A 26,877-nucleotide genomic window follows, 5' to 3' on the forward strand; every position below is an offset into this window, starting at 1 on the left:
CTGGCTGTCATGAGCATCCCGCCAACGACCGATCAGGCCCGGGGGCCTGCGATCCACGTGCACGGCCTGGAGAAGGCGTACAAGGAACTGCGTGTGCTGCGCGGTGTGGACTTCGACGTGGCGCGGGGCAGCATCTTCGCCCTGCTCGGCTCAAACGGGGCGGGCAAGACCACGGTCGTGAAGATCCTGTCCACGCTGCTCAAGGCCGACACGGGGACGGCCCGGGTCAACGGCTTCGACGTCGCGTCGCAGGCGGCCGACGTACGCGGGTCCATCAGTCTCACCGGGCAGTTCGCGGCGGTCGACGAGATCCTCAGCGGGCGGGAGAACCTCGTCCTGGTCGCCCGGCTGAGGCGCATCAAGGACCCGGGCGCGATCGCGGACAACCTCCTGATGCGCTTCTCGCTGACCGAGGCGGGCACCCGCAGGGTAGCGACGTACTCCGGTGGCATGCGCCGCCGCCTGGACATCGCGATGAGTCTCATCGGGAATCCGCCGGTCATCTTCCTCGACGAGCCGACGGCCGGGCTGGACCCGCAGGCGCGCATCGAGGTCTGGCAGGCCGTCCAGAAGCTCGCCGAGGGCGGCACGACCGTGCTGCTCACCACGCAGTACCTGGACGAGGCCGAACAGCTCGCCGACCGGATCGCGATCCTCCACCATGGTCGGATCATCGTCAACGGCACCCTGGCCGAGCTCAAACAGCTGCTGCCGCCCGCCAAGGTCGTATACGTCGAGAAGCAGCCCTCCCTCGAAGACGTCTTCTTCGCGGTCGTCGGCGACGCCGGTGAAGACGACAAGGACGGCCAAGACCGCACGACCGCGTCGAACAAGAAGTAGGGAACGCCAATGGCCACGCACTTTTGGGGCGACACCGCCGTCCTCACCGGACGGACCATGCGCCACGTCACACGCAGCCTGGACACCATCATCACGACCGCGATCACACCGGTCGCCATGATGCTGCTGTTCGTCTACGTGTTCGGCGGCGCAATCGATACCGGGACGGTCTCGTATGTGAACTACATGCTTCCGGGGATCCTGCTCATCACCATCGCGTCGGGCATCTCCTACACCGCGTTCCGGCTCTTCGCGGACATGCAGGGCGGGATCTTCGAGCGATTCCAGTCCATGCCGATCGCCCGATCGGGCGTGCTGTGGGCGCACGTGCTGACCTCGCTGGTCGCCAATGTGATCTCGCTCGTGGTCGTCGTCGGCGTCGCCCTCCTCATGGGCTTCCGCTCGGGCGCTGGAGTGCTGGCCTGGCTCGCGGTCGCCGGCATCCTCATCCTGGTCACCCTGTCGTTGACGTGGATGGCCGTGGTACCCGGCCTCACCGCGAAGACCGTGGACGGCGCGAGCGCGTTCTCCTACCCGCTCATCTTCCTGCCGTTCATCAGCTCGGCCTTCGTGCCCACCGACACCATGCCCGGCCCGGTGCGCGCCTTCGCCGAACACCAGCCGGTGACCTCCATCGTCAACACGATCCGCGCCCTGTTCACCCAGCAACCCGTCGGCACCGACATCTGGATCGCCCTGGCCTGGTGCGTCGGCATCCTCATCGTTGCCTACATCTTCGCCACCGTCTCCTACCGCCGCAGGATCTCCTGAGCCGACGTCGCCCAGGTCCGGGCGAGTTGAGGGCAGGATCAGAGCATGCTGACGATCGGTCAACTTGCGGCGTATGCCGGCGTCACGGTGCGGGCGGTGCGGCACTATCACCAGATCGGACTTCTGCCCGAGCCGCAGCGGGATGCTTCGGGTTACCGGCGGTATGGCGCAATGGCAGTCGTGTCCCTCATCAAGATCCGCACCCTCGCCAACGCCGGCGTGCCGCTGTCTCAGATCCGTCAAATGCTCGAAGCCGACACAGCGACCTTTGCCGAAGCGGTCCACAGGATCGACAGCCACCTGCACGACGAGATCGAACGGCTTGAGACCAGCCGCAAGCAGATCGCGCAACTCGTCGCCGGGGACAGTCTGGCACTCCCGCCGGAGGTGATCTCCTATCTCGATCGGCTTCGGGAGATCGGGGTGTCAGAACGGATGGTGGAGGCTGAACGGGACGGGTGGATCCTGGTTGCGGCACGCTGGCCCGATCACATACGCGAGATCATGCCCGCGAAACACGCGCAGCTCGAGGACCCGCAGCTCGTTCGGCTCTATCGGCTGGGGTCGGAGATCCTTGAAAGCGACACAGGCGACGACGACCCGCGTCTGGAGGAACTCGCCGACATCATGGCCGGCCTGGCCGAGCAGGCATACGCCTCCGGCGAGACCAAACCCGACGACGGGGCGCACGACGACCTACCGTTCGACCTTCTGGACGCACTTGCCGTCGAGTCCGACCCGCGGGCGCAGCGGCTAATGCACCTGATGCGCGAGCGCGGCTGGGCCAGTTGGATCCGGACCCGGCCGGAGCGGCTGACGCAACCGCCCGACTAACCTCCGGGCGTCGTTTCAACCTCGGTCTACCCCGGAAGTTCTGGACGCCCCCCGTGTACCGACTTCGGGACCCCCAGAAATCGTGGAGGACTCCGTTATGCGGCTTCGGGCCTCCCGGCCTCTGCCATCAATCGCTCGTAATCGATAGGTGGTAGGCCGTCGCAGGCACTGTGCCGAACGGCGGGTGTTGTAGAAGTCCACGATCCAGGTGGCGATCTTGAGTCGGGCTGGAGCGCGAGTGCGGAACTGGTGCCGGTGGATGTACTCGACCTTGATGATCGAATTGAACGCCTCAGCGGCGGCGTTGTCCAGCGCCGATCCGACCTGAGGCGTCACATGGCGAGGAGCTTGGCCATTACGTCGTTCTCCGCGCCTTGCTCGTTAAGGATGTGCTTGGCGAGGTTGTGGATGTACGCGTTGCGCCCGACCTTCAGCACTGCCTTGGCCATCAGGATCGCGCCGTTGTGGTGCGCGATCATCTGCTCGAGGTAGAGGCGGGTCGCGGCGGGCCCGTCGGTGGCGTTGAGCGCGGCCAGCTGCTGCTCGGTCATCATGCCGTGGCCGGCGCCGTGCCGTGCGGCGGCCGGGTCGTCCGGTGACACCGCGGGCGAGTCCCAGGCGACCCGCCACGCGTTCATCTCGGTGATCTCGCGGCTCTGGTCGGCGCGGATGTAGTCGGCGACCGCGACCACCCGCTGCGGTACGCCGGCCTTGCCGAGCAGGGTCTGGCTCATCCGCACGGCCTGCCCGTGGTGGGCGATCATCATGGCCGCGAAAAGCAGGTCCTGGCCGTTCGGCGGGACCGACGAGGCTTCAGGTGTGGGTGCCACAGTGGACGGTGGCGGGGGCGGAGTCGCCACCGCGTCCGCGCCGCAGCCGGCGAGCAGGAGACAGGCGGACAGCAACAGCGTCGCGCGCATGGCAACCTCCAATCGGGATCCGCCCCGCGCACGTCGGCGCGCACGCGGGGCGGAGTCGGGTTGGGTCAGGCCACGCCGTCACCGTTGACACCGAGCCGGTCGGCCGGAGCGAGCGGGTTCTGCGCGGTGAAGTCCCGCGGCACGAGCTCAAAACCCTGCCAGTGCACGGGCATCGGGCTTTGGTCCTCGTCGCGCGGCACGTGGTGGAAGCCGACCCGGACCCACATCACCGGGTCGCTGAGCCGCTCACCGTTCGTGTACTCCAGGATGGACGTGCCGGCGCATTCCGGGTCCTGGTTGAACGTGGCGAACTTCTCGCACGGCTTGTACTGCGTGAACGTCACGTCCGGCTGGGTCTCCGGGTGTGCCTCGTACGCGTCGTTCGCGGCCAGCTCCAACTCGTACGAGCGGTTGTGGCCGTCCGCGTTCTTGCTCGTCGGGCTGACCAGCCGCCACCACCGGCGCAGATCGGTGTTGAGCGTCGACTCAGTGCCCAGGTCGGTCTTCGTGGTCTTGTAGATGGCACCCCGCCGGCCACGCTCGCCGGTCGGTGCGGTGTCGTACTGCTCGACCTTCTCCGTGCCGTACCCGCCGATGTTGAAGTCGACCCGCCAGAAGGCGCTGTGGTAGTGGTTGACCGAGTAGTCGCTCTGGCCCGGCCCGATCGGCCAGCCCTGATCGGCGGTGGTGTAGTCGCGCGGCGCCAGGTCGCCGGTAGCGCCGAGGCGCACCGAGATCTGGCCGTCGTCGGCAAACCGGTACTCGGTGATGTACTCGTACCAGCCCACCTTCGAGATGGTCCGCAGGACCAGGTCGTGGCCCATCTTGGCGTACGGCTTCTCCGGCGTCTCACCCTCCAGCCGGTACGCGAGGCCGGTCTCCTCCTGGCTTATGCACAGCACCTTCTTGGTGTCCTGGCCGGCGCCGGTCCAGACGCCGCGGCGCTGCCCCTTGCAGTCGGACGCGGCGAGCGGCTGCATGAAGTCGCCGCCGAAGCCGTACGAAGTGATGTCGTTCCACTCGTTGTACCCGGAGTCGTACGGCACGTTCAGCTGCGCGATCGTGGACGAGTCGAGGACCATGACGGGGAGCTTGTCGCGCTTGCCTTTGAAGGCGACCTTCTCCAGCACCAGGCCGGTCTTCTCGTCGACGCGCCAGCACATCTGCCACAGCGTGCCGTTCTTCAGCTCCTGTTTGACGAGGGCGTTGTTGCCGCAGTACTCCCATCGGTCGTTGGCCGCGGCCGGTGCCGGCACCGCGATGCCGGCGATGACGAGCAGCGGCGCCGCGGCGCCGCCCCAAAGCTTCCTGCGCATCCGGCTCCTAACGTAGGCGCGCCACCGTGCGACCGGACAGGTCGACCACGATGTCGGTGATGTCGATGAACGGTCCACTGGGGACCTGGGTGATGAACTGCACGCACCGGTGCTCGCCGCACTGGTCGGCGCCGGTGTCGGCCGGGCGGGCGACGTACGTCGTGCCGGTGATCTCGAGCTGGTCCGGTGAGGTGAACGCCTTTCCGGTGGCCTTCTGGTACCGGGACTTGAAGTCGGCGCTCAGCCCGTCGGCGAGGAAGAGTTCGAGCGCTTTCGCGACCTCCCGGTCGGAGGGCGGCGGCTGCCGCTTCGCGGCCGTGAACGTGCCCTCGACCGCACCGGTCTTCAGGTTGACGACCCGTTTGATGAGCTTGTTGGCCGTGTAGTCGTAGAAGTACACGGCCGCCCGCCGGGGCGCGTCTGCGGACTTGGTCTCGACAAGTTCGAACGAGAGGTACTCCGGCCCGGTCGCGCCGTTCACGTCGGTAGTCCCGGCGCGCAGGGACGCGTCGAGCGCGGCGGTCCGTGCCCGGTCCAGTTCGGACGGTGTGAGCGGGTCGCGACCCGTGCCGGCCGCGGGCGCTGGCCCGGTGGTGGGGTCGGCGGCGGGTGCCTGGGCCGGCTCGGCCTCGGCACTGGCCGGGGCCGCCGCCTCGCCGCCCGGCACCCGCTCGGGTGTCGACGCCGTGGCACCGCCGATCCAGGCGACGGCGAGCGCGACGACGGCGGTACAGGAGGCGACACCTAACCCCCATCGCAGGCGCTGCGCCCGGGACTTCCAGGGATGTTCCATAGACCCTCCAGCGGGGGTGAGTGGACGGACCTCACCCTCGGTGGCGTCGATGTCGCGATCATCAACGCGTTGGAAGATCGCGACTCCGGTAAACGAGAGCGGCGACGGTGCCGTTTCTCAGATGCCGCAACACCGCCGAAACGTTGATCACTTAGCTTCCGGGCCAGCGCCGGAAGGGGGTGGATCATGAGCGCGCTGGCCGACGCCATCGCCGACGCACTCGCCCGCTCCGACGAGCGGCCCCCGGCACCGCGCGCGGGGCTGGACCGGCGGCGGCTCTCCACGCTGCCGGTCGCGGCCCAGGCGGTCTCGGTCGTGGCGCCGTCGCCGGGCATGATGTCGGCGACGGCGATGGTCACCGCGATGGGCGCGGCGGCGGTGCCGGTCATCGGGCTCGCCACGCTGGCGATGATGCTGGTGGGGCTCGCGGTCGCCCAGTTCGCCCGCCGGATGGCGGCGGCCGGCTCGCTGTACACCTACGTGTCGAAAGGGCTCGGCCCTGCGGCTGGCTTCCTGACCGGGTGCGCGCTGATCGTCGCGTACGGGTCGCTTGTCGTGATGTGCCTGCTCGGCTCCGGCCGGCGGGTGGTCGGCTTCCTCACCGAGGCCGGCGCCGTGCCCGCCCCGGTCGGCGACACTCCTGCGCTCCTTGTGACCGCTCTGCTCGGCGCCGCGATGACCGCCGTCGTGGTACGCGGCATCCGGGTCTCCGCCGCGCTCACGCTGCTGCTGGAAGCGGGCTCGGTGGTGGCGGTGCTGACCGCGCTCACCGTAGCCGCGTACCGTGGCTCGGACGCCGGACCGCCACCATCCACTCTAGACATCGGGGTCTTCGCGGCCGCGTTGATGACGGGCCTCAAGGCGCTCGTCGGCTTCGAGAGTGGCTGCGCGTTGAGCGTCGAGGCGCGTAAGCCGTTCGCGGTGGTACCCCGTGTGGTGCTCTGGACGCCCGCCGCGTGCGGTGCCCTCTTCGCGGTGGCCGCGGTCCTGCACCTCGTCGGGAACGCCCGCGGCGGCGGAGGAGCGGCCGGGCCGGCCCTGCCGTTCCTGCCCGCGTTGGTCCAGCTCGGCCTCGCGTCGTCGCTGTTCGCCTGTGCGATGGCGTCGACGAACGCGGTCGTGCGGGTGCTCTTCTCCATGGGCCGCGAGCGGGTCACGCCAGCCGCGCTGGGCCGCACCCACACCCGCTACCGCACGCCGTACGTGGCCGCGTACGCGATGATGCCGCTCGCCGTCGGCGTGCCGATCGCACTGTGGGCGCTCGGCACCCCCACCCGCCAGGTGTTCGGCTGGCTGGAGCTACTCGCCGTGCTCGCGTTCCTTATCGCGTACCTGCTGGTCTGCCTCGCCGTGCGGCCGTTCCTGCACCGGATCGGCGAGGCCACCGCGGGCGCCACCGGCCTCGCGGCCCTCGCCGTCGCGGTGATCGCCGGCTCGCTCGTGCTGGTCGTTCGCGCCGGCCGGGGCGACGGGCTGGGCTGGCTCGTCGTCGCGCTGCTCGGATTTCTCGGGCTCGGCCTGCTGTGGCTGCTACGGGTGCGGCGCCGCACACCGCACCGGGTGAGCGCGATGGGCTTCTATGACGCGGCCACACCGGACGACATCCTGCCCAGCGCCCAGCCACCACGGCCCAGGTAGGCCCGCCATGGCCACCACCGACCATCCGCCAGCCGGACGCCAGCCCGCAGCCATCCGCAGTGCGCTCACCGTGCTGGAACAGGTCGCGCGCGCCGGCCCCGGCGTCACCGCGCGGGAGCTCTCGACCGCGCTCGGCCTTTCACCCGCCACCACGTACCGCCTGGTCAACCTGCTCGTCGCGGAGGAGTACCTGGTCCGCCTCCCCGACCTGCGCGGCTTCGCGCTGGGACGCAAGGTCGTGGAACTGGCCGGAGCGGTTGCCGACTCCGCCGTGCCGGCCGGTGCGGCCGACGCCGTGGCCGAGCTGCGCTCCCGGGTACGACTCGCGGTGCACCTTGCCTCCCTACGCCACGGCCGGCTGCGCATGCTCGACCCCGACCCGGACCATCCGCCTTCCCCGGACGCGGTACTCGCCAGACACCTGCACGCCTCCGCGCTGGGCAAGCTGCTCCTCGCCAACCAGGCCGACTGGCGCCCGGCAGATCTCCGACGGCTGACCCCACGCACGCTCAGGAAGCCGGAGGCGCTGGAGCGGGAGCTCGACCGCGTTCGCGGTGACCAGGTGGCCAGGCAGTTCGGAGAGCTGCGCACGGACCGCGGCTGCGTCGCGATGCCAGTACGCGACCAGGACGGCACACTCATCGCCGGACTCGCGGTCAGCGGTAGCCCGGACCGCATCGCCGCACTATCCCCGGCCGTACTCCAACTGGTCGAACACTGCGCCACCAACCTCGCCCACCTCCTCCACCGAACCGTCACCTGAGGCTGACAGAGGCATGACTCCGACCATTTCGGCGGCCGTAGGCTCGGGCCAGTGCGTGGTATGCCGCCTTCGGTTCCCAGTGCCAGCCGGAGTTCGGGTCGTCCGGGCGCTCCTTGATCGGCTTCACGATGCCGTAGCTGGCCATGTCGAGTTCGATCCGCTCCAGGGCGTTGCGCCGCCGCTCTGTGCGTGGCTTACCTGAAGCGGTCGCCGGCCGTGGGTGAGTACCCCGTCATGCCGGCGGGCTGCGACAGGCCACCGAACAGCCCAGTGCCCGGTTCTGGCTGGTGCTCGCTCATGCAGTGTGCCGCCGCCCGCGTAGGACGGCGGCGCCGAGGACACGAATGCGGGAGTGGGAGGCCGGTCGAACGCCAACGCCCGGCCGTTGTGCACTGGCGATGAAGGCGGCGATGCCGCTTTTGTGAACGCTCTCGGCCAGCATGGTCGGGCGCAGCCCCGCCTGGGCCGCGCGATCCAAGCAGATCGAGGAGGCCCAGATGAAGTTCTCCGCAGCGCTCGCGTCGAGGGTGGGAAGTCGGCTGGCGCTGGCTGTGCTCGCCGCCGCCGTCGCCACGACGGTCAGCACGCCCGGGGCTCTTGCCGCCCCCGCCGCACCGACCCCGCAAATCCTGGCGGACCCAGCCTGTGCCGGGACGTTCACGTCCTGGTGGTCCCCGGCGGTGATCACGATGCGCCGGTCGCCGGCGCCGGTCGGGCGGCTCGACTGGAACTTCCTGCTGACCCCGACGGCCAGGCTGGCCTTCGGCCCCTACCTCACGGTCTGGATCGATCGGGCCTACGTAAACGGCCGGGAGATCACCTCGCCGTACGGCCCGCATTTCGAGGTGAACACCTACGACTTCCACGCCAGCTGAACAACTACAACTGGAAGGGCTCCGCCGGTGGCGGGACCATCCAGACCGGTGACCAGATCGCCCTGTACTGGTCGCTCCAAAGCGACACCGCCGTCGGGCAGGCAGCTGTCGTCTGCACGGTCCCGCAGCCAGGGGTCGGCTAGGGGCTCCCAGAGGACCATGCTGGCACGCCAGGGAGCGCAACGGCCTAGGAGGAAGTGGCCAGCGTGAGGCGGTCGATGACGGCTTGGGCCCGCTGTCCGAGCAGCCTGTACTCGGCCTCGCGGGCGATCACCAGGGCGCGCCGCGCGTGAGCGTCGGCCTGGTCGCGGTGACCGAGGCACAGGTGTTCGGCGGCGAGTCCGATCAGCGCTTCCGTCTCGGGGTACCGGTCTCCGGTCGCGCGGGTGAGTGCCAGCGCCCGTTCGTGGTGTGCGATCGCGTCCCGATGCCGGCCGTCGTGGTGGGCGAGGGCGCCGAGGGTGTTCAGGACCTCGGCCTCGACCTTGCGTTCGCCGAGCTCGCGGGTCAACGCCAGGGCGGCTTGGCCGAGCTCCGCCGCCTCGGCGGTGGCGCCGCGGTCGCACCGCACGGCGGCCAGTACGCGCAAGATGATCGCCTGGTTTGTCCGGTCGCCGAGTTCCTGGTACAGGGTCTGCGCTTCGGTGAGGTGCTCCACCGCCTCGTCGAGGCGGCCCTGGGCGTGCAGGATCTCGCCCAGATCGGCGAGCACGGAGGCCTCACCCATCCGCGACCCGATCGCGCGGTTGATGGTCAACGCCGTGGCACAGCACTGGCTCGCCTCCAGCAGCTGTCCCAGCTGCAGGTAGGCGCGGCCGAGCGAGTGGAGGGTGATGGCCTCGCCGTGCTGCCACCCGTTCGTGCGGCACAGCTTCAGTCCTCGGTCGAGGTAGTCGACGGCGTGCCGCACCCGCCCCGAGTCCCGATAGATGACGCCCAGGTTGCCGATGGCAGCTATCTCGCACTGTGCCCATCCGGCCTGCTCCGCGAGGGGCAGCGCGGCTTCGTACCGCTCGATGGCCGGCTCGAGCCGGCCCTGCCGGTAGTGGGAGTCGGCGAGGCTGAGCTGTACGGCGGCCTGGGCGCGCAGGTTGCCGTCGGCCTGCGCGGCGGCCAGCGCGGCCTGGGCGGCGTGCTGCCAGTCAGCGATGTGCATGCCCAGCCAGAAGTACCCGCGCAGCGCGTCGGCCAGCAGCCACGCACCCGACCGGGGCCCGTGCTCGGCGGCGTGCCGGATCGCGGCGACGAGGTTGGCGCGTTCCGCGTCCAGCCAGGCGAGCGCGGCCGCCTCGTCGGCCATGGCGACCGGGGTCGGTACGTCGACGGCCGGCGCCGGCAACCGCATGATCTGTCCATACAGCAGGCGTGCCGCGCGGTCGGCGCTGTGCAGGTACCAGTCGTGCAGGCGGCGCAGCGCCACCTCACGGTCGGCCCCGGTGTCGTCGGCGCGGGCGCGGTCGGCCGCGTAGTGACGCAGCAGGTCGTGACCGGTGTACCGGCCCAGCACGGGCTGGTTCACCAGGTGCACGGTGACCAGCCGGTCGAGTTGGCGGCGGGCGTGCGCGGCGCTGGTGGCGGCCATCGCCGCGACCGCCTCGACCGTGACGTGCGGTCCGGGGACGAGGCCGAGCAGCCGGAAGACCCGCTGCGCGTCGGGGGGCAGCGTCCGGTACGACAGGTCGAAAGCGCGCCGTACCCCGCTCTGTTCGTCACCGTCGACGTCCAGTGCGGTCAGGCGGTCGCCGGCACGCAGCGCGGCAACGTAGGCGGCGATGCTCGTCCACGGGTGACTGGTGAGGTTGGCGGCCGCCACCCGCAACGCCAGCGGCAGGTGGGAGCAGATCCGGGCCAGCTCCGCCGTGGCGGCCGGCTCGGCGGCCACCCGGTCCGGTCCGAGGACCGCCTCCAGCAGGGTGTACGCCTCGACCGGGGTGAGCACGTCGAGGGTGAGGCTGCCGGCGCCGTCGCGGGCGAGCAGGCCGGTCAGCCGGTCGCGGCTGGTGACCAGCACCAGGCAGCCGGGACTGCCCGGCAACAGCGGGCGGACCTGATCGGCGCTGACGGCGTTGTCCAGCACCACCAGCACCCGCCGGTCGGCCAGCAGCGAACGGTACCGGCCGGCCGCGGTCTGCACGTCGGCCGGGATCCGTTCGGCCGGCTCGCCGAGCGAACGCAGCAGGTGTGCCAGCGCCTCCACCGCACGTACCGGCGCGTCGACCGAGAAGCCGCGCAGGTCGATGTAGAGCTGCCCGTCGGGGAAGTGGCTACGAACCCGGTGCCCCCAGTGCACGGCCAGGGCGGTCTTGCCGATCCCCGCCGTACCGGCGATGGCCGTGATGACCACCGCGTTGGCCGCCCGCCCGGTACGTCCCGGAAGCAGCTCGTCCAACCCGCGCAGATGGTCGTCCCGGCCGGTGAACCCGGACACCTGGGCGGGCAGCTGCGCGGGTGGCGCCGCTGCGGCACCGGAATCGCCGGCAACGGCGGGCGCCGCGGCCGGCGGGTCGACCGCGGGATCGTTGCGCAGGATCGCGACTTGCAGCTGCTGGAGCGGGCTGCCCGGCGCCAGGCCCATCTCGTCCGCGAGCCGGGTGCGCAGCCGGTCGTACGCGGCTAGGGCCTCCGACTGCCGGCCCGAACCGTGCAGGGCGAGCATGAGCTGGCCGACCAGGCGTTCCCGGAGCGGATACGCGGCGACCAGCTCGACGAGCTCACCCACCAGCTCGCGCTGCCTGCCGAGGCTCAGCTCCAGGTCGAAGCAGTCCTCGGCGGCGGCGAGCCGCTGCTCGTCCAGCCGCACCGCTGCCGCCTCGACGGCTCGGCCGGACAGGCCCAGCAGGGCAGGCCCGCGCCACAACCCGAGCGCGGACCGGAGCTCGGCGGCCGCCGCGGCGTGCTCGCCCCGACCGGCCAGCTCCAGAGCCTCGGCCACCTGGTCCGCGAACACCTGGGCATCCAGCTCCCCGGGACGCGGCACGATCCGGTAGCCGTAACCGTCGCTCACGATGCCGCCGGACAGCCCCCGGCGCAGGGCGGAGATGTCGTTTTGGATCTGGCGGCGGGCGGTCGCCGGCGGGCCGTCATCCCAGACCGCGTCCACCAGGTAGTCCAGCGGCACCACCTGGCCGGCGTTGGACAGCAACACCGCGAGCACCGTACGCCGGCGACCGGCCAGGGCGACTTCACGATCACCGTCGATCACCTTGAGCGGCCCCAGGACGAGAAACCTCACGCCGCCTCCCCTGGTCCCGGCCACGATACCTGCCGATGTCGATCATCGATGTGCAGGCCAAGGAGCCTTCCGCGTAACGGCCTGTGTCACCGTTGCCCCAAGTCGGCGCGGCAATGGGCGCACCGTCCGTCAGCCTCCCCACCGCATCCGAGGTGAGAAACAGTCGTCCCGTAACGGCTGGCGGGTCATTTCTGAAGATCCGACCGTTCTACGTGATCGGCTACACCCAGGCGGTGTCCGGGCGGCGCTTGGTCGGCGTATCCGGTGAACAGGTTGGAACGACGCCCGACTGAGCGAGCGGATGGGCTGTCACCGCCCGAACTTGTCCGCGGTATGACTGGTCGCGGGATGTGGCGGAGGAGAGCGCCGGCCGGACCTCTTAAGGAATGACCTCAGGTCGCGGTGTTCAGGGCGGTGGCGAGCCTGAAAGCGGTACCGGCGCCTTGTTCAGGTTGGCCAGCAGAAAATCGGGCTGGTCCCCTGGAAGAAGCGGAACAGGCCACCGTTGCGCCCAAACCGGTGGCGGCGTCGCCTGGGTTGGTGGATTCGGCGGCACCGTCACGGTCGAGGACGAGCAGCCGGCCATGCCAGGTGACCAGACGCCAGGCCACGTCGTGGTCGGGGCTGACGATGCGACCGGCCAGGCTGACGCCGTCGCGATGACGCGGTCCACATCGGAGTTCGGCAGCACCGTGCACGCCGGCCCGAGTGCCTCGACGTCGTGCGGCGCGGGGGCGTGGATGTCGTCACATCGCAGCGTATCGGTGACAGCAACGCACCATGTTCTGGATCGGCACCGGACATGCCGGCCAGGTCCGCGTTGCCGAAGGTGGGGTATCCCCCTCGTGAACCATCCGTCCCCGCGGCGTGGACGCGATCGCCCTCGCGCAGGAGTAGCCGCCGGATCAGAGATCGCGGTTGAGTGGTCCTGCGGCCAGGACTCCGATCCCGGGGTCCTGGCCACGCCGCACGCACCGGCGACGCAAAGGCCGCACCGTCCGGTGTGGACGGTGCGGCGCTTCATCCCAGGTCTGCCTCAGACGAACCTGAAGTTGAGGTCGTCGACGAGGACCGTGCCGCGGTAGGCGGAGATCTCGATGGTGAAGGTGCCGGCCGGCCGGAACAGGTTGAAGGTGCGAAGGAACCAGCTGTCGGCGTCCTCCAACGCTGTGTTGTTTACCGAGATGATCCGCCCGGTCGGCCCGCCCGCGCGGATCCGGAGAAAGACGATGACGGTGTCCTCCGTCTCGCCCGGGTGTGCCCACCGTCGCATCCAGAGCCGCCCCTGGATGGACGAGGTCACCGTGTCGGGAGTGATCGTGCGGAAGATCGTCGCGGTCGCGGGGGCGTCCGGATAGGCGTTCAGAAACGCGAGGTTGCTGCCGTTGAGGGCGTTAACTCTGTCCTCGCCCAGGAACACGTTGGTCAGGCCCGGTACCTCGGAGACGGTCCACCGGTCGTGCGGGTTGCCCTCGAAGCCGTCGTTGACCGGTAGCGGCACGGCGTGGGCCGGGCCAAACTGGCCGCCGTGAGGACGACGGCCGCGGTAGCGGCGGTGATCCAGCGGGCTCGCCCAAACCGTTGGCGCTGGAAGAGGTGTCGGAGCATGAAGGGACCCTTTCTAGCCGATCTGTCGGTTGCACCAGACAGTCACGTCGTCGAGGAAGATCTCGCCACGGGTCACCGAGATGTCCACGGTCAGGGTGGACGTCTGATAAGCGAACGAGGCGAACGCGGCGCGCCCCCAGTCGGTGTTCGTGAGGTCATAGGTGCTGCGGTCGATGTAGATCCCGTCCGAGGCTCCCGTGGACCGGATGCCCAGCCTGGCGCGGGGGGTGGTCTGCGTGCCGGGGACCTTGCGCACCCACGCCTCGGCGTAGCACCACACGGCGCCCCCGGTCGGCCGGTCCACGATCACCGGGCGGTGGATCCGCGCGGGCACCTCGAACGGCGCGTCGAACACCGCGGCGCCGGATCCCGTGCGGCGGTCTTTGTGATTGCCAAGCCAGACGAGGCTGTCGCCGGGTTGGTCCACGGTAGTCCAGAAGTCGTAGGGGTTGCCCTCGAAGCCGTCCGCGACGGAGGTCGCGGCCTGGGCCGGGCTGGCGACGGACACGCCGCCGCCCACCAGGGTCAGCACAGCCGCGGCGGCGACCCACCGGGTCCGGTTGGTTCGGTGACGTCGGAACATGCGGGCGTCCCTTCAGTGGAAGCCGATGCACTGGAAGAAGAGGTCGTCGAGCAGAGCCCTGCCGTGGTACGCGGTGATCTCGATGGTGAAGGTGCTCGACGGGTACCAGAACGTGCCGACGTTCCAGGCCTCCCAGCCGTCGGTGCGGTAGATGCTTGTCCCTCGCGACAAGGTGATCTGCCCGTTGGGACCGCCAGAGCGGAGCTTGAACTGCATCTCCACGGATTGCGGGTCCGGTCCCGGCACGTTCGGGACCCGGCGGGCCCACAGTTGCACCTGGCAGCTGGACGGTATGGGCTGGGTGATGTCGGGGGTCACCGTGCGGTAGATCCCCGCCGTTGAGGGCACCAACGGCCCGGCGTTCAGGCTTGCCACCTTCGTGGGGGTTCGGGCGCGTGCGTCGTTGCCCAGTCTCACCGAGGTCTGGCCCGGGACGACCACCGGGATCCACCGGTCGTTCGGGCTGCCTTCGAAGCCTTCCGAGAAGGGGAACGGCTCGGCGTATGCCGGGGTGGCAGCCACGACTAGACCCGCGCCGGCGACGGCCAGCGCGACGGCGACGGCGGCCCATCGGGGCGGCCCGGTCCGTCGGTGTCGGAGCATGTCAGTACGTTCCTTTCTAGTGGATTTGGCGGATGCACCAGACGGCTACGTCGTCGACCAGGACGGTGCCCGATCGTGCGGAGATGTCGATGGTCAGCGGGCCCGACTGGTAGGCGAAGCTCGCGAACGCCGCCCGCCCGTACGATTGCTCGTGATCCTTGGTGAGCTCGTAGGTGGAGCCGTGGATGCGCAAGCCGTCCGGACCACCCGCCCGAATCGCCAGGGTCACACGCACGTTTTCCGGCCGCGGCAGCCCGATGTTCGACCTCATCAGCCAGGCCTCGCCGTAGCACCACGCCGGGCCACCGCCCGGACGGTCCAGGCTCACCGTGCGGTGGATCCGCGCGGAGTGCTCGGAGGGTGGATATGCTTCCAGCCAGGCGATCTTGTGTCCGGTCCGGGCGCGCTGGTGGTTTGTCAGCTCGACGATGCTGTAGCCCTGGCGCTCATCCTCGATCCACCGGTCGTAGGGGTTGCCCTCGAAACTGTCCATGATGGACGTCGCGGCTTGCGCCGGGGTGGCGATCGACAGGCTGGCGCCCACCACAGTCAGGGCCGCCACGGCGGCAACACCCCATCGGGTCACGGTTCGTTGGCGTTTGAACATGCGACGTAGCCTCGCAGCGCCCGTTCACCGATCCTGCACGCAAACTGCACTGCCGCCCGCGGCCGCGCTGCCCGTCCATACCAGGAAGGCAAACCGACACCAGAGCCCGGCGGATCACGTTGGACGATGAACCGATCGATGCGGTTCGCGTGAACCGCCCCGGCCACGATGCATGGCGAACCCGCACGAGGAGTCCGCGACGTGGCGAGCACGGCTCCTCCCTCTGTTCTATCCCTCGAGGAGGACGAGATGACCATTCAGGCCCTTGACACCCGACCGCCGGGTTGGCGGCGATGGCTCCGTGGTGCCGCCGTCGTACCGGCGGTGGCAATCGGCCTGGTCGGGCCCGCCATAGGGTCGCCGGCCCTGGCCTCGGCTCAGGCGACGGCGCCCGATCCGTACGCGGTCTGCCTGCCGATGCCCTGCATGCCGGTCCCGAATGCTGCGGTAACCGGCACGGTCGTCTGGGATCAGAACGTCAACAACTTCCAGGCGACCAACAGCCGCCTGCCGTTGGTCACCGTCCTTTTCACCCAGCTCGACAATGGTGTCGTGATCGAGACGCGTCCTTTCCGCGTCCTGCGCGGAGAGACGTTGTCCGGTAGCACCAGGGTCGGCCCGACCACCGACACAATGCGCATCTCGCTGTGCCCCAGCGCGAGCGAAGCGCCGCAGCCCAACTGCGCGAGCGTCGTCGCCGCGCGCTGACACAACGCTCAATCCGGACGAGGAAGGCCAGCCGGGCCGCCGCCAGCCCGGCCGGGCCTTTCACCGTGCCCTGCGATGCGAGCAGCGTGCAGATTCGATGAAAACGCCCGCCTACGCACGAAATCGCCCACGAACTCGCGCGGTGGCCGCCTTGCCAACGGCTCTGGGTTGTCGCTTGCCTCCTATCCGTCGAGGGCTCCGAGAGAAAATCCCCTGCGTGCCTGCGCGAGCGCGGGCTCCTGCCCGGTTCCTGGTCCCGAGTGGAGGGTCGCGGGGCTTCTTCGCTTTGCTCTCGGTTGCGAGTTGAGCTGCGTGGGCAAGGTCGATCACGGTGGCCGGTTCCTTGGATGAGGTGCTGGCAAATGGGTCCGATGAACGCGGCGATGCAGGATCGATGAACGCCTCCCCCGACACTGAGCGCACCACAATGTCGAAGGGGGCATCCGTGTCTGATCAACCATTGCGACCCGGCCGAGTCCGCCGGCTCGTTCCCTGGCTCGCCGCCGTCCTGGTCGCTGTCGCCGGCACGCTCGCGGTCGCCACACCGAGCCACGCGGCGACCAGCTGCGCCGTCGCCTATCACCCCGTCTTCTTCAAGGACCGCAACGGCGTCGAGTTGCTGCCGTTCCAGGCCAGCGTCGACGTCACGAACACCGGCAACCAGCGCACCACGGGCTGGAAGGTACGGCTCGTATACAACCCCGACGAGTACACGGTCAACCAGGTCTGGAACACCACACAGCTCAAGGACGAGCCCCGCCTGACGTTCGGCAGCGTCGCATGGAACGCCGCCCTCAATCCAGGCGGCACGACCAACTTCGGGTTCATCGCCACCCGGACCTCGCTCGCGCTCAGCGGGATACCGACCTCCGCCATCTGCACGGCGTTCTGAGCCTCAGAGCACAACCACCCCGGCGCCGTCGACCCGCTCGGCCGGGGCGATACGCGATGAAGTCCAGGCGTGGCTCGATCGCTAGATCTCGCCGAGTTGGTCGACACTGGAGGCTGCTGGCTGACCGAGCAGAAGCTGACCGCCTGCAAGCGCGGCCCAAGCCGGGCCTGGTTCGCGCTGCGCCGTTCGCGGCGCCGTCGCGGTCGCTGCGGCCGAAGCGGGTGGGCCCGGACGGCCCGGCAGCGGCTTGCGCCGGCAGGGTTTTGTTTGACGCGGTGCTGACGTATCTGGTCGACGGGCGCGTGACGGACGGGATCGTCCGGCGCAGGCGGCTGCTCGGGGTGAGTACGGCCGTGGCCGCCGACGAGCTCGGCAGCGGCTCGCACGTGCTGGCTTTCGACACGGTGCCGTTCGCACTGTGGGTCGCCGCGACCAGGCAGGTCAGGGCTACACATCCAAGATCATGTCATCGTCTAAGGAAACCGTTGCTCTATCCCCTGAGCCACGAGGGCGCGGCACCCCCGGGGTGCCTTCCAGCGCTCACCATCCAGCACCAGGGAGCCCCGACGGTCCCCCACCAGCACGCCACCGACACCCGACCACACGGGCTCCGCCGCCGCGCACGAGTGCCAGCGTATTGCCATCTATCCCCGACGGTTACCGACGGTGCCCATCGCATCTGCTCGCACACGGGATATAGGTGAACTCCACCGACGCGAGCGCGGTGCCGCTGATGCGAAATTGGCGCCGCGGCGCAGGCCGTTTGAAACAAGCTGTAGTCCCATCTCAACGGAGCGGGTATGTCTCCCAGTTCTACGCCGATCCTTTTCCTGCCCGGCTCCTGGCATGGCGCCTGGTGCTGGAGCGAGGTCATCGCCGACCTCGCGCCGTACGGCCGTCCGGCTCTGGCGGTTGACCTGGCCGGGCACGGGTTGCGTGCCCGTCGGCCCGCGTGCCTGACCGTCCGTCCGTTCGACGCGGCGAAGCTGGCGACCGAGGTCTCGCCAGTAGCCACTGTGGACCTCGACCAAGCGGCCGATCTGCTGGCTTCCCAGGTGAAACAGCTCGGGCGTGGCGGCCCGGTCACGGTGGTGGCTCACAGCATGGGCGGCCACGTCCTGACCCGGGTGGCGCAGCAGGTTCCCGAGTTGGTGGCGCACGCCGTGTACATCGCCGCGGTCATGCCCGCCTCGGGCAGTCCGGCCGACCCGTACTTCGTTCGGCCGGAGAACGCCGGCGCGTTGGTCCTGTCCGCGCTTCGCGGCGATCCCGACGTGACCGGGGCGTTGCGGCTCGACCTCGCCTCGGGTGAATCAGACCGCCGTCGTCACGCTCGACGCCTCACACGCGCCGTTCCTCTCCATGCCGGGCGAAGTAGCGAAGATTGTAGGAAAACTGGGCTGAGGGATGCGGGGTATACGCTGGCGGTCGTCATTCGCGGCGCGAAAGGCGGTCTTGATTGCAATCGACATCGGCGCTCGGTTGCCTCGGGTTGGCGTGGATGGTGTGCGGTGCCTGGCTGCTGATCAGAACACGACGGCTCCGTGCCCGCTGGATACAGGTTCCCGGCGTGGTCACTGGTCTGGTGCGGAGTCGTGACCCGGACAGCCCTTCGGTCAGGCCGATCTTCCGCTTCACGACCCTCGAAGGCCATCCGGTCGAGGTCACGTCGAAGTATGGTGAGACCAACCCTCCTCAGCCCGGAGCTCGCGTCACCATCCTCTACGCCCCCGAAGATTCGGGACGTGCCGTCATCAACTCCAGCGGTCAGCGCGGTTCCACGATGGGATGGACCTTCACAGCGCTCGGTCTTTTCCTCGTGACCCTCGGCGCGCTCTCGGCCCTCAACGTCCTCTGACCCCGGCGCTTGGCAATTCTGCGAGCAGACGAGCCCGGTTCGCTCCCTGGTTCGCCGCCGGTCACGGCTGGCGGTGGCGAACGGCGAGACGGTCATCGCGGGGGCCAACAGACGTGGACCAACGCGATGACCGTGCTCGGATGTGTAGACCGCCCAGTGCTATCGCTGCCTCGTCGGCCGGATGACGAGCTCGTTGACGTCGACGCCGGCCGGCTGTCCGATCGCGTACGAGATGGCCTCGGCGATGGTGTCGGCCGGGATGGTGGCGGCCCGGTAGGTGCGCATCAGCTCTTTGGCGCCCGGCTCGGTGATGGTGTCGGCCAGCTCGGACTCAACGACTCCCGGCGAGATCGTGGTGACCCGGATGCTCGGGTCGACCTCGAGCCGCAGGCCCTCGGTGATCGCCCAAGCGGCGTACTTCGTGGCACAGTAGACGGCCGCGGTCGGGGAAACCTGGTGGGCGCCGACGGACGCGATGGTGACGAAGTGGCCGCTGCCCTGCCGCTGAAAGTGCGGAAGCGTGGCGGCGATGCCGTGCAGCAGGCCGCGGACGTTGACATCGATCATCCGGTTCCACTCGTCGACCAGCAACGAATCCAGCCGGGACAACGGCATGACGCCGGCGTTGTTGACAATCACATCGACCTGCCCGCGCTCACGGACGGCGACGTCGACGAACTCGGCGACGTCGTCGGCGTTGGTGACGTCCAGGGCGCGCGTGTCGACACTGCCACCGGCGTCGCGGATGACCGCCGTGAGCGAGTCGAGCCGGTCTTTGCGGCGTGCGCCAAGGACGACATGGTGTCCCTCACGAGCGAGCCGCACCGCGGTGGCGTATCCGATGCCGCTGCTCGCACCGGTCACCAGGACGACCTTCGAGGGATTGTGGTTGGTCATTGCGTTCCTTTCGGACTGGGCGGGTTGCTCTGCCTGCGGCAGGCGCGGTGAAGCCGTCGCAGGGGGAAAACGTGGCCTGCGGCTACGGGTTGTGCGGGTGACGCGGTCGGCGGGCTGTGCTTCAGCGGCGGTGCGGTCGCTCCGACCGGTGCGCGACCTGGGCAGCCTCGCCCGCGGTGAGGCTGCCCAGTAGGGACAGCGCCTGCTCCGAAGGGCTGCCCGGCTCGGCCTCGTAGACGACGAGCTGCTGACCCGGGGCACCGTTTACCGTCAGTGCCTCGTAGCTCAGGACCAGGTCACCGACCAGCGGATGGTGGAACCTCTTGGTTTCGTGGGTCTTCTGCCGGATGTCGTGGCGGGCCCACAGCTTGCGGAAGTGCTCGCTCTTGAGGGACAGCTCGCCCACGGTCTCGATCAGCCGCGGATCGTCGTGGTCGAGCCCCGCCGCCGCGCGAAGGCCGGCGACGGTATTTGCCGCCGCCCGCTCCCAGTCCGGGTAGAACTCCCGCGCGCCCGGATCGAGAAACACGAGCCGTACGAGGTCGCCGCTGTAGCGGTGGCCGTCGAACAGGGCCGCACCGAGTGGGTTGTGCGCCAGCACCGTCAGGTAGCGCCCCAGCACGAGGGCAGGCGTGTGCGGCCAGGCCTGCATCATGCGCACCAAGGTCGGGCTCACTTGCTCTCGGCGTGCGACCGGACGGCGCCGGCGCGGCGTCTGACGCGCCAGCTGATGCATGTACGCGGTCGCCGCCTCCTCCAGGTGGAGTGCACGGGCCAGCGCGTCGACGACCTGAGCCGACGGGTGCCGCTCCCGGCCCTGCTCCAGACGCACGTAGTAGTCGGTGCTCACACCCGCCAGCATCGCCACCTCGTCGCGGCGCAGGCCTGGCACCCGGCGCAACCCGACGGTCGGCAGATCCACATCCTCCGGCCGCACGAGCTCGCGGCGCGCCCGCAGAAACCGCCCGAGCTGGTCTTCCCGATCCATGCCTTCGACACTATGCCGGACCTGGCTGGGAAGGGTGGCCGCGCTACTCCCACCCTCTCCGGCCGCTGTCGACTGAGTCTTCACGACCGGCGCGCGCGCCGGTCGTGGGGTGCGTGGGTGAGACCGTGCCGATGCGGTGCAGCCACTCGTCGAGCAGGGCGCGCTCCCGGTCGGTGAGGATCGTGGCCTCGTCGAGGTGGGCTTGCAGCGAGACCGCCGCGTTGACAAGACCGTTGGATGCGACCGCGGCGGCGGTCTCGGTGGTGATGGTGGCGAGGATCGACTCGCGGGCCATTGTGGACAGTCTCAGGTCGCGTTTCTCCGGTGGCGTGGCGATGAGCGTGAGCGTCACGCCTTTGCCGGCGGAGTGGATGAGCTGAGCCGCCTGCTCCTCGGTGACGCGGAGCCGTCCGGCCTGTGCGATGCGGTGCACCCGATCGGCGAGGATGGCCGCGGCTTGTGCCGCCGCCGGAGGTTGGTGGCCGGGGCGCACGTCGCCGAAAATGAGCGTGTAGAAGGCCGGCTGGGCCAGGCCGAACTCGACGTGGAGGTCCCATCCGGCGCGCAGGTTGTCGACCGGATCGGCGCTGTCGTCCAACGCGGCTTTTTCGGACAGGTAGCTGGCGAGGCCGAAGCCACCGACGGCGTCGAGCAGGCCTTGCATGTCGCCGAAGAGCCGGTAGATGGCTGGTGCCTGCACCTGGGCCGCGGCACAGACGGTGCGGGTGGAGACGGCGTCACGTCCGCCTTCGGCGAGAAGCGTCGCCGTGGCCTCGATGATGCGCTCGCGTGGGGCCTTGGCGGACATGGCCGTAATCTACCTCCGTTCAGCGTGGTTGGACTTCGACGCGCAGGATGCGGTCGTCGCCGGGCCGGCCGTCGGTGCCGCCCCAGGTGGCGCGGTCGGTGTTGGAGGTAACCAGCCAGAGCGCTCCGTCGGGGGCGACCTCGACGGTTCGGATGCGTCCGTAGTCGCCCTCGAAATGCTCGACGGCGTTTCCGTTCGCGGCGTTGCCGGCGACCGGTAGCTGCCACAGGCGTTGACCGCCGAGTGCGCCGATCCAGAGTGAGCCGGCGGCGTAGGCGGCGCCTGAGGGTGAGGCGTCGTCGGGATGGACGGTGAAGATGGGTGGTTGTCCGGTGTCGCCTTGCACGCCCTCGGTTTCCGGCCAGCCGTAGTCTTGGCCCGCCTGGAGGACGTTGACCTCGTCCCAGGTGCGGTGGCCCAGTTCGGTGGCGTACGCCGTGCCGTCGGGTCCGAAGGCGATCCCCTGGACGTTGCGATGCCCGGAGGAGTAGATCGGGGAATTGGGCCTAGGGTTGTCCGGCGGGATGCTCCCGTCCGGCCGGATCCGCAGGATCTTGCCGTTGAGCGTGTCGTCGGCCGCGGCGTTCTGCGGTTCGAACGCGTCGCCGGTGCCGATCCACAGGTTGCCGTCCGGGCCGATCTTGATGCGTCCGCCGTGGTGGCGGTCGGCCGTCTGGATGCCGTCGAGCAGCACCCGTACGCGCCGCAGCGACCGGAAGTCCTCGGCGATGCGCAGGGCGACGATGGCGTTCTCCCGCGCCCCCGAGACCGAGGCGTAAACGGTGCGGTCGGTGGCGAAGTCCGGTGAGGCGACGATGCCGAGCAGGCCGCCCTCGGAGGTGGCCACGACACCGGGCACCACGCCGACGGTCTGCGGGGTGCCGCCGCCCGCGGGTATGCGGACGATGTCACCGGTGATCCGTTGGGACACCAGCGCCGATCGGTCGGGCAGGAAGGTCAGCCCCCAGGGAGCGGCGAGGCCGGTGGTGATTTCGGTGGGTTCGCCGAGCGTCGAGGCCGGGCCGCCACTGCCCGTGGCGGCCGGCTGCGCGCCGGCAGGGTTGGTGATCGGTTGTCGGTCGGTCGAGCATGCCGTCAGGACGAGCACGGCGATCATGCTCGCACCCGTCGCGGCGCGTCGAAACGGTCGATGTGACATGGCACTGCCTCCGGCGAGCCGCCGCGCGACGGCGCGGTCGATACCGCGGGATCCGCCGGTCACGACGCAACTCGCTGCTGGTTCGTGTTCACGGGTGTACTCCCTCTCCCCCAGGACATGGTAGCGCTGATACCGGGTGATGGCATAAAGATGATAGGTCAAGACGCTATCGGAATCTAGTTATCACTGATACGGTCAGGTCAGGTGGTCACGCATGCCATGCCGTCAACGTCGCCTCGGCGATCTAGGCGGTTCCCGCCGACGCGAATGCCGGGCCAACGATGCGACCTTGGCCGCATGACGACGCCGCGCGGGCGTTCCACGAGCGGGTCGACCATCCACAAAGGGCAGACCTTGAGGGAGGGAAAGCGTGTCTGAGCAGGAGGTTGTACCTGTGCGGCGCCGCACGGTGCTGAAGGCTGCCGCGGCGGCAGGGTCAGTCGCGGCGGCAGCGCCGACGGTAACGCCCGCGGCGGGGGCTGCCGCGGCCCCACCCGCGGCGGCGCCTCCGGTCGCCGTGGCGGCCGGTGGGTCGGTCGAGATCGCATTGTCGGTCAACGGAGTGCCGCGGCGGGTGGTCGTCGAGCCGCGGGTCACGTTGCTGGACGCGTTGCGGGACCGGATGGGGCTGACCGGCACCAAGAAGGGCTGCGACCGCGGCGAGTGCGGCGCCTGCACCGTGCTGGCCGACGGCCAGCGGATCAAGTCCTGCCTCACCCTGGCGGTCATGCGCCAAGGCACCGAGGTGACCACGGTCGAAGGGCTGGCCAGCGGGGACAAGCTGCATCCCGTTCAGGAAGCCTTCATCCGCCACGACGCGTTCCAGTGCGGCGGCTGCACCCCGGGTCAGATCATGTCCGCCGTGGCATGCATCCACGAGGGCCACACCCGCTCGGAGGACGAGGTGCGGGAATGGATGAGCGGCAACCTGTGCCGGTGCGCGGCGTACCAGGGCATCGTCGCCGCCGTCCTGGACGCGAGTGAGGAGATGCGCGGATGAGGGCCTTCGGCTACTCCACGGCGACCGACCCGGCGACGGCCGTCCGGCTCGCGTCCCGGCCGGACACGACGTACATCGCGGGCGGCACGGACCTGTTGAATCTGATGCGGGACGGTTCCGAGGACCATCACCACCTCGTCGACATCAACCGGTTGAGGCTCGCCGACGTGACCGTCGACGACGACGGTGTGCGCATCGGCGGGCTCGCCCGGATGCGGCAGGTGGCAGACGACGCCCGGGTACGTCGACGGTTCCCGGTGGTGTCGCAGGCTTTGCTCGCGTCGGCGTCACCCCAGGTGCGCAACATGGCCTCGATCGGCGGCAACCTGCTGCAACGCACGCGGTGCGGCTACTTCCGCGACGCCGGTTCGGCCTGCAACAAGCGCGTGCCCGGCAGCGGCTGCCCGGCGATCACGGGGGACAACCGCATCCACGCCTTCCTCGGCACGAGCGACCGCTGCATCGCCACGCACCCGTCCGACCTGGCGGTGGCCTTGACCGCGCTGGACGCGACGGTGAACGTGCTCGGTCCGGACGGCGCACGGCAGATCCCGATCACCGACTTCTACGTGCTGCCGGGCGACACGCCGCACCTGGAGAACGCCTTGCGGTACGGCGAGCTGATCACCGGCGTGGAGGTGCCCGGAGGCCCCTCAGCACCCATGTCGCGCTACCTCAAGCTGCGTGACCGGGCGACGTTCGAGTTTGCCGTCGTCTCCGTCGCCGCCGTGCTGCGCGTGCGGGCCGGGCGGGTACAGGAGATTCGACTGGCGTTCGGCGGCATCGGCACCAAGCCGTGGCGCTCGCCGGAGGCGGAGGCGGCGCTGCGGGGTCGACGGCTGACCGCGGAAAGCGTCGCCGAGGCGGGACGCGCGCTGGTGCGCCAGGCGGCACCGCGGGATGGCAACGAGTTCAAGGTGGAACTTGTGCAGCGTGCCCTGGCCGGCGTGCTGAGTGAGCTGGGAGGCCCGCGATGAGCAGGAAGCTTGTCGGGCGTGACGTCCCTCGGGTCGACGGCCGAGCCAAGGTCACCGGCGCCGCGCGGTACGCGGCGGACCAGCCCGTCGACGGCCTGTTGCACGGGTTTCTGGTGCTGAGCACCATCAGCCGCGGCGAGGTGACGCGCACCGACGCGGACGAAGCACGGCGAAGCGCCGGTGTCGTCGCGGTCTATACGCACGAGAACATGCCGCGGATCGCCCGCCCGCAGCCCTTCTACGTCAAGGGCTTCGTACCGCTCCAGGACAACCGCATCCACCACAATGGACAGCCGGTGGCCCTCGTCGTCGCGCAGACCTTCGAGCAGGCCCGCTTCGCCGCGAGCCTCGTGCACGTCGAGTACCGGGCGGAGAAGCCGGAGATCGCCATCGACGACGCCACCGCCGAGCCGCTCATTCCGGGTCCGTTCATGGGCGACCCGAACGAGGTGTCCCGCGGCGACGTCGACCAGGGATTGGGCGACGCGCCCGTCCGGCTCGACCTCGAATACCGGTCTCCCACCCACCACCACAACCCCATCGAACCGCACGCCACCACCTCGGTGTGGGACGGAAACCGGGTGACCGTGTACGAGTCCGCGCAGGGCGTCTCCGCCACCCGTGGCATGGTGGCGCTCGCCCTCGGCGTCGAGCCGGCCAACGTACGGGTGATCTCGCCCTACCTCGGCGGCGGGTTCGGCGCGAAGGGAGTTGTCTGGCCGCACACCCTGCTCAACGCCGCGGTCGCGCGCGAACTCGGCAGGCCGGTGCGGACCGTGCTCACCCGCGCGCACATGTACACGTCGAACGGTCACCGGTCCGAGTTCCACCAGCGGCTCCGGATCGGCGCCGCACGGGACGGACGCCTGATCGCTATCGCGCACGACAGCACCGCCCAGCTGACCCGCGACGACCAAGCCATCTTCAACACCAGCATCGCCACCCACACCCTCTACGCCTGCCCGAACGTCCACGTCCGGCATTTCGGTGTCCCGTTGGACATGCCGACCTCCATCTTCATGCGCTCGCCGGAGCTCGCGGCGCAGTTCGGGCTGGAGACGGCGATGGACGAGCTGAGCTACGAGCTCCGGATCGATCCCGTGGACCTGCGCCTGCGCAACGACGCCAAGGTCGACCACGAGGGGCGCCCCTTCACCGGTCGGCACCTCGCCGAGTGCCTCCGGATGGGCGCCGAGGCATTCGGCTGGCGGCGACGGGACGCCCGGCCCGGCGTCAACCGGGACGGCGACGAGTACGTCGGCTGGGGGATGGCCACCGAGACGCACACCTACGGCAACTTCGAATCCAACGCCGACGCGACGATCGACACCGACGGCCGGGTGCGAGTGGGCGTGGGCACCCAGGAGATCGGCACCGGCACGTACACGGTGCTCTCGCAGGTGGCCGCCGACGCGGCCGGGGTGCCGCTGGCGCATGTCACCACGACTCTCGGTGACACCGCCCTGCCAGCCGCGGGACTGTCGGTCGCCTCGTCGACGATACCGAGCGTGGTCCCTTCGGTGAACCAGGCCGTCCTGGACGTGCGCACCGCCGTCATCCGGCTGGCCGTCGCCGACCGCCGGTCGCGGTTGTACGGCGTCCCGGCGGACCGGGTCGCCGTCGAGCAGGGCCGGTTGTTCGACTCGCAGAACCGGTCGCGCTTCGACACCTACCGCGACGTGGTCCGCCGCCACGGCCAGGAGGTCACGGCTCGCGCCAACGTGCGGAACGCGCCGGGGCACACGTACGGCGCGGTCTTCGTCGAGGTGCGGGTGCATCCGCGGTACGGCCGAGTCCGGGTCACCCGCGTCGTCGGCGCGTACGACGTCGGCCGCGTGATGAACCGGCGGACGCTGCGCGGTCAGGTCCTCGGCGGGGTGACCTGGGGTATCGGATTCGCGCTGATGGAACACACGGTGATCGACCGGACGACGGGCCGGGTGGTCAACCCGAACCTGTCCACCTACCTCGTCCCGGTCAACGCCGACGCGCCGCCGAGCGTGGAGGCCCTCTTCGTCGACGCGCCCGACCCGGGCAGCCAGGCGCTCGAGGCCAAGGGCTTCGGCGAGACCCCGATGACCGGTGTGCCCACCGCCATCGGCAACGCCATCTTCCACGCCACCGGGCGGCGGCTCCGCGAGGTCCCGTTCACCCAGGACAAGCTTCTGCTGTAACGGGGCTGAAAACGCGGAGGGTTCCTTCCCCAT

General features: G+C 69.7%; 26 protein-coding genes. 13 read left to right on the plus strand and 13 right to left on the minus strand.

Going from position 1 to position 26,877, the window contains the following annotated elements; genetic code table 11:
* Positions 1 to 9: 9 nt before the first annotated feature.
* From ACTMTJ_RS08335 to ACTMTJ_RS08345, 3 genes are read left to right on the plus strand one after another with little or no spacing between them, the layout of a single operon-like run.
* Positions 10 to 840, plus strand: a complete 831-nt coding sequence (locus tag ACTMTJ_RS08335; protein WP_441215542.1) for an ABC transporter ATP-binding protein — start codon at positions 10 to 12, stop codon at positions 838 to 840.
* Positions 841 to 849: 9 nt separating this feature from the next.
* Positions 850 to 1,611 (plus strand): ABC transporter permease, encoded by a 762-nt coding sequence (locus tag ACTMTJ_RS08340; RefSeq protein ID WP_441215543.1) that lies wholly within the window; start codon positions 850 to 852, stop codon positions 1,609 to 1,611.
* Between the two features lie 45 nt (positions 1,612 to 1,656).
* Positions 1,657 to 2,445, plus strand: a complete 789-nt coding sequence (locus ACTMTJ_RS08345; RefSeq protein ID WP_441215544.1) for a helix-turn-helix domain-containing protein — start codon at positions 1,657 to 1,659, stop codon at positions 2,443 to 2,445.
* Positions 2,446 to 2,460: 15 nt separating this feature from the next.
* Here ACTMTJ_RS08345 and ACTMTJ_RS08350 read toward each other — a convergent pair whose 3' ends face one another.
* The 4 genes from ACTMTJ_RS08350 to ACTMTJ_RS08365 all read right to left on the minus strand — a co-directional run bounded on the left by ACTMTJ_RS08350 (position 2,461) and on the right by ACTMTJ_RS08365 (position 5,474).
* Positions 2,461 to 2,781 (minus strand): integrase core domain-containing protein, encoded by a 321-nt coding sequence (locus ACTMTJ_RS08350; protein WP_441215545.1) that lies wholly within the window; start codon positions 2,779 to 2,781, stop codon positions 2,461 to 2,463.
* Positions 2,778 to 3,365, minus strand: coding sequence for a DUF305 domain-containing protein (locus ACTMTJ_RS08355; RefSeq protein ID WP_441215546.1), 588 nt, complete (start codon positions 3,363 to 3,365; stop codon positions 2,778 to 2,780). Before ACTMTJ_RS08355 ends, ACTMTJ_RS08350 begins: the two co-directional genes overlap by 4 nt.
* A 65-nt stretch (positions 3,366 to 3,430) precedes the next feature.
* Positions 3,431 to 4,681, minus strand: coding sequence for a copper amine oxidase (locus tag ACTMTJ_RS08360; RefSeq protein ID WP_441215547.1), 1,251 nt, complete (start codon positions 4,679 to 4,681; stop codon positions 3,431 to 3,433).
* Between the two features lie 7 nt (positions 4,682 to 4,688).
* Positions 4,689 to 5,474, minus strand: a complete 786-nt coding sequence (locus ACTMTJ_RS08365; RefSeq protein WP_441215548.1) for a hypothetical protein — start codon at positions 5,472 to 5,474, stop codon at positions 4,689 to 4,691.
* 186 nt (positions 5,475 to 5,660) lie between these two features.
* Between ACTMTJ_RS08365 and ACTMTJ_RS08370 the strand changes: the two genes are divergently transcribed.
* From ACTMTJ_RS08370 to ACTMTJ_RS08380, 3 genes are all read left to right on the plus strand, one after another.
* Positions 5,661 to 7,112, plus strand: coding sequence for an APC family permease (locus ACTMTJ_RS08370; RefSeq protein ID WP_441215549.1), 1,452 nt, complete (start codon positions 5,661 to 5,663; stop codon positions 7,110 to 7,112).
* Positions 7,113 to 7,119: 7 nt separating this feature from the next.
* Positions 7,120 to 7,875 (plus strand): IclR family transcriptional regulator, encoded by a 756-nt coding sequence (locus ACTMTJ_RS08375; protein WP_441215550.1) that lies wholly within the window; start codon positions 7,120 to 7,122, stop codon positions 7,873 to 7,875.
* A 497-nt stretch (positions 7,876 to 8,372) separates the two neighbouring features.
* Positions 8,373 to 8,750 carry a hypothetical protein gene (locus ACTMTJ_RS08380; protein WP_441215551.1) on the plus strand — a complete coding sequence of 126 codons (378 nt, stop codon included), beginning with the start codon at positions 8,373 to 8,375 and terminating at the stop codon, positions 8,748 to 8,750.
* Positions 8,751 to 8,937: 187 nt separating this feature from the next.
* Here ACTMTJ_RS08380 and ACTMTJ_RS08385 read toward each other — a convergent pair whose 3' ends face one another.
* The 5 genes from ACTMTJ_RS08385 to ACTMTJ_RS08405 all read right to left on the minus strand — a co-directional run bounded on the left by ACTMTJ_RS08385 (position 8,938) and on the right by ACTMTJ_RS08405 (position 15,383).
* Complete coding sequence (locus ACTMTJ_RS08385) at positions 8,938 to 11,982, minus strand: AfsR/SARP family transcriptional regulator (protein ID WP_441215552.1); 3,045 nt, start codon at positions 11,980 to 11,982, stop codon at positions 8,938 to 8,940.
* Between the two features lie 1,036 nt (positions 11,983 to 13,018).
* Entirely contained in the window at positions 13,019 to 13,483 is a 465-nt protein-coding gene (locus tag ACTMTJ_RS08390; RefSeq protein ID WP_441215553.1) for a hypothetical protein, read from the minus strand.
* 120 nt (positions 13,484 to 13,603) lie between these two features.
* A complete protein-coding gene (locus ACTMTJ_RS08395) occupies positions 13,604 to 14,173 on the minus strand; it encodes a hypothetical protein (RefSeq protein WP_441215554.1) in 570 nt (189 codons plus the stop codon).
* Between the two features lie 12 nt (positions 14,174 to 14,185).
* Positions 14,186 to 14,776, minus strand: a complete 591-nt coding sequence (locus ACTMTJ_RS08400) for a hypothetical protein (RefSeq protein ID WP_441215555.1) — start codon at positions 14,774 to 14,776, stop codon at positions 14,186 to 14,188.
* A 16-nt stretch (positions 14,777 to 14,792) separates the two neighbouring features.
* Positions 14,793 to 15,383, minus strand: coding sequence for a hypothetical protein (locus ACTMTJ_RS08405; protein WP_441215556.1), 591 nt, complete (start codon positions 15,381 to 15,383; stop codon positions 14,793 to 14,795).
* Between the two features lie 249 nt (positions 15,384 to 15,632).
* On the opposite strand from ACTMTJ_RS08405, the gene ACTMTJ_RS08410 reads away from it, so the two are divergent.
* From ACTMTJ_RS08410 to ACTMTJ_RS08425, 4 genes are all read left to right on the plus strand, one after another.
* Entirely contained in the window at positions 15,633 to 16,091 is a 459-nt protein-coding gene (locus tag ACTMTJ_RS08410; RefSeq protein ID WP_441215557.1) for a hypothetical protein, read from the plus strand.
* A gap of 445 nt (positions 16,092 to 16,536) precedes the next feature.
* Positions 16,537 to 16,983, plus strand: coding sequence for a cellulose binding domain-containing protein (locus ACTMTJ_RS08415; protein ID WP_441215558.1), 447 nt, complete (start codon positions 16,537 to 16,539; stop codon positions 16,981 to 16,983).
* A gap of 800 nt (positions 16,984 to 17,783) precedes the next feature.
* On the plus strand, positions 17,784 to 18,509 hold the full coding sequence (locus ACTMTJ_RS08420; protein ID WP_441215559.1) for an alpha/beta fold hydrolase: 726 nt from the start codon (positions 17,784 to 17,786) through the stop codon (positions 18,507 to 18,509).
* Positions 18,510 to 18,553: 44 nt separating this feature from the next.
* Positions 18,554 to 18,841, plus strand: coding sequence for a DUF3592 domain-containing protein (locus ACTMTJ_RS08425; protein ID WP_441215560.1), 288 nt, complete (start codon positions 18,554 to 18,556; stop codon positions 18,839 to 18,841).
* A 159-nt stretch (positions 18,842 to 19,000) separates the two neighbouring features.
* Here the strand turns inward: ACTMTJ_RS08425 and ACTMTJ_RS08430 are convergent, their stop codons facing one another.
* The 4 genes from ACTMTJ_RS08430 to ACTMTJ_RS08445 form a co-directional block, all read right to left on the minus strand.
* Complete coding sequence (locus ACTMTJ_RS08430; RefSeq protein ID WP_441215561.1) at positions 19,001 to 19,738, minus strand: SDR family oxidoreductase; 738 nt, start codon at positions 19,736 to 19,738, stop codon at positions 19,001 to 19,003.
* Between the two features lie 121 nt (positions 19,739 to 19,859).
* The gene (locus ACTMTJ_RS08435; protein WP_441215562.1) at positions 19,860 to 20,726 is read right to left on the minus strand and encodes a helix-turn-helix domain-containing protein; all 867 of its coding nucleotides are present in this window, start codon (positions 20,724 to 20,726) and stop codon (positions 19,860 to 19,862) included.
* Positions 20,727 to 20,769: 43 nt separating this feature from the next.
* Entirely contained in the window at positions 20,770 to 21,534 is a 765-nt protein-coding gene (locus ACTMTJ_RS08440) for a TetR/AcrR family transcriptional regulator (RefSeq protein ID WP_441215563.1), read from the minus strand.
* A 19-nt stretch (positions 21,535 to 21,553) separates the two neighbouring features.
* Positions 21,554 to 22,651: a PQQ-dependent sugar dehydrogenase gene (locus tag ACTMTJ_RS08445; RefSeq protein ID WP_441215564.1), complete on the minus strand. Its 1,098-nt coding sequence runs from the start codon at positions 22,649 to 22,651 to the stop codon at positions 21,554 to 21,556.
* 559 nt (positions 22,652 to 23,210) lie between these two features.
* Here ACTMTJ_RS08445 and ACTMTJ_RS08450 point away from each other — a divergent pair.
* Genes ACTMTJ_RS08450 through ACTMTJ_RS08460 form a run of 3 tightly spaced genes read left to right on the plus strand, consistent with a single transcriptional unit; the run spans position 23,211 to position 26,844 of the window.
* On the plus strand, positions 23,211 to 23,693 hold the full coding sequence (locus ACTMTJ_RS08450) for a (2Fe-2S)-binding protein (protein ID WP_441215858.1): 483 nt from the start codon (positions 23,211 to 23,213) through the stop codon (positions 23,691 to 23,693).
* Positions 23,690 to 24,670: an FAD binding domain-containing protein gene (locus tag ACTMTJ_RS08455; protein ID WP_441215565.1), complete on the plus strand. Its 981-nt coding sequence runs from the start codon at positions 23,690 to 23,692 to the stop codon at positions 24,668 to 24,670. The genes ACTMTJ_RS08450 and ACTMTJ_RS08455 overlap by 4 nt, the downstream gene beginning before the upstream one ends.
* Positions 24,667 to 26,844, plus strand: coding sequence for a xanthine dehydrogenase family protein molybdopterin-binding subunit (locus ACTMTJ_RS08460; protein WP_441215566.1), 2,178 nt, complete (start codon positions 24,667 to 24,669; stop codon positions 26,842 to 26,844). The genes ACTMTJ_RS08455 and ACTMTJ_RS08460 overlap by 4 nt, the downstream gene beginning before the upstream one ends.
* The last annotated feature ends 33 nt before the right edge of the window (positions 26,845 to 26,877 follow it).

Source organism: Phytohabitans sp. LJ34 (assembly GCF_052068095.1).
Taxonomy (GTDB): domain Bacteria; phylum Actinomycetota; class Actinomycetes; order Mycobacteriales; family Micromonosporaceae; genus Phytohabitans.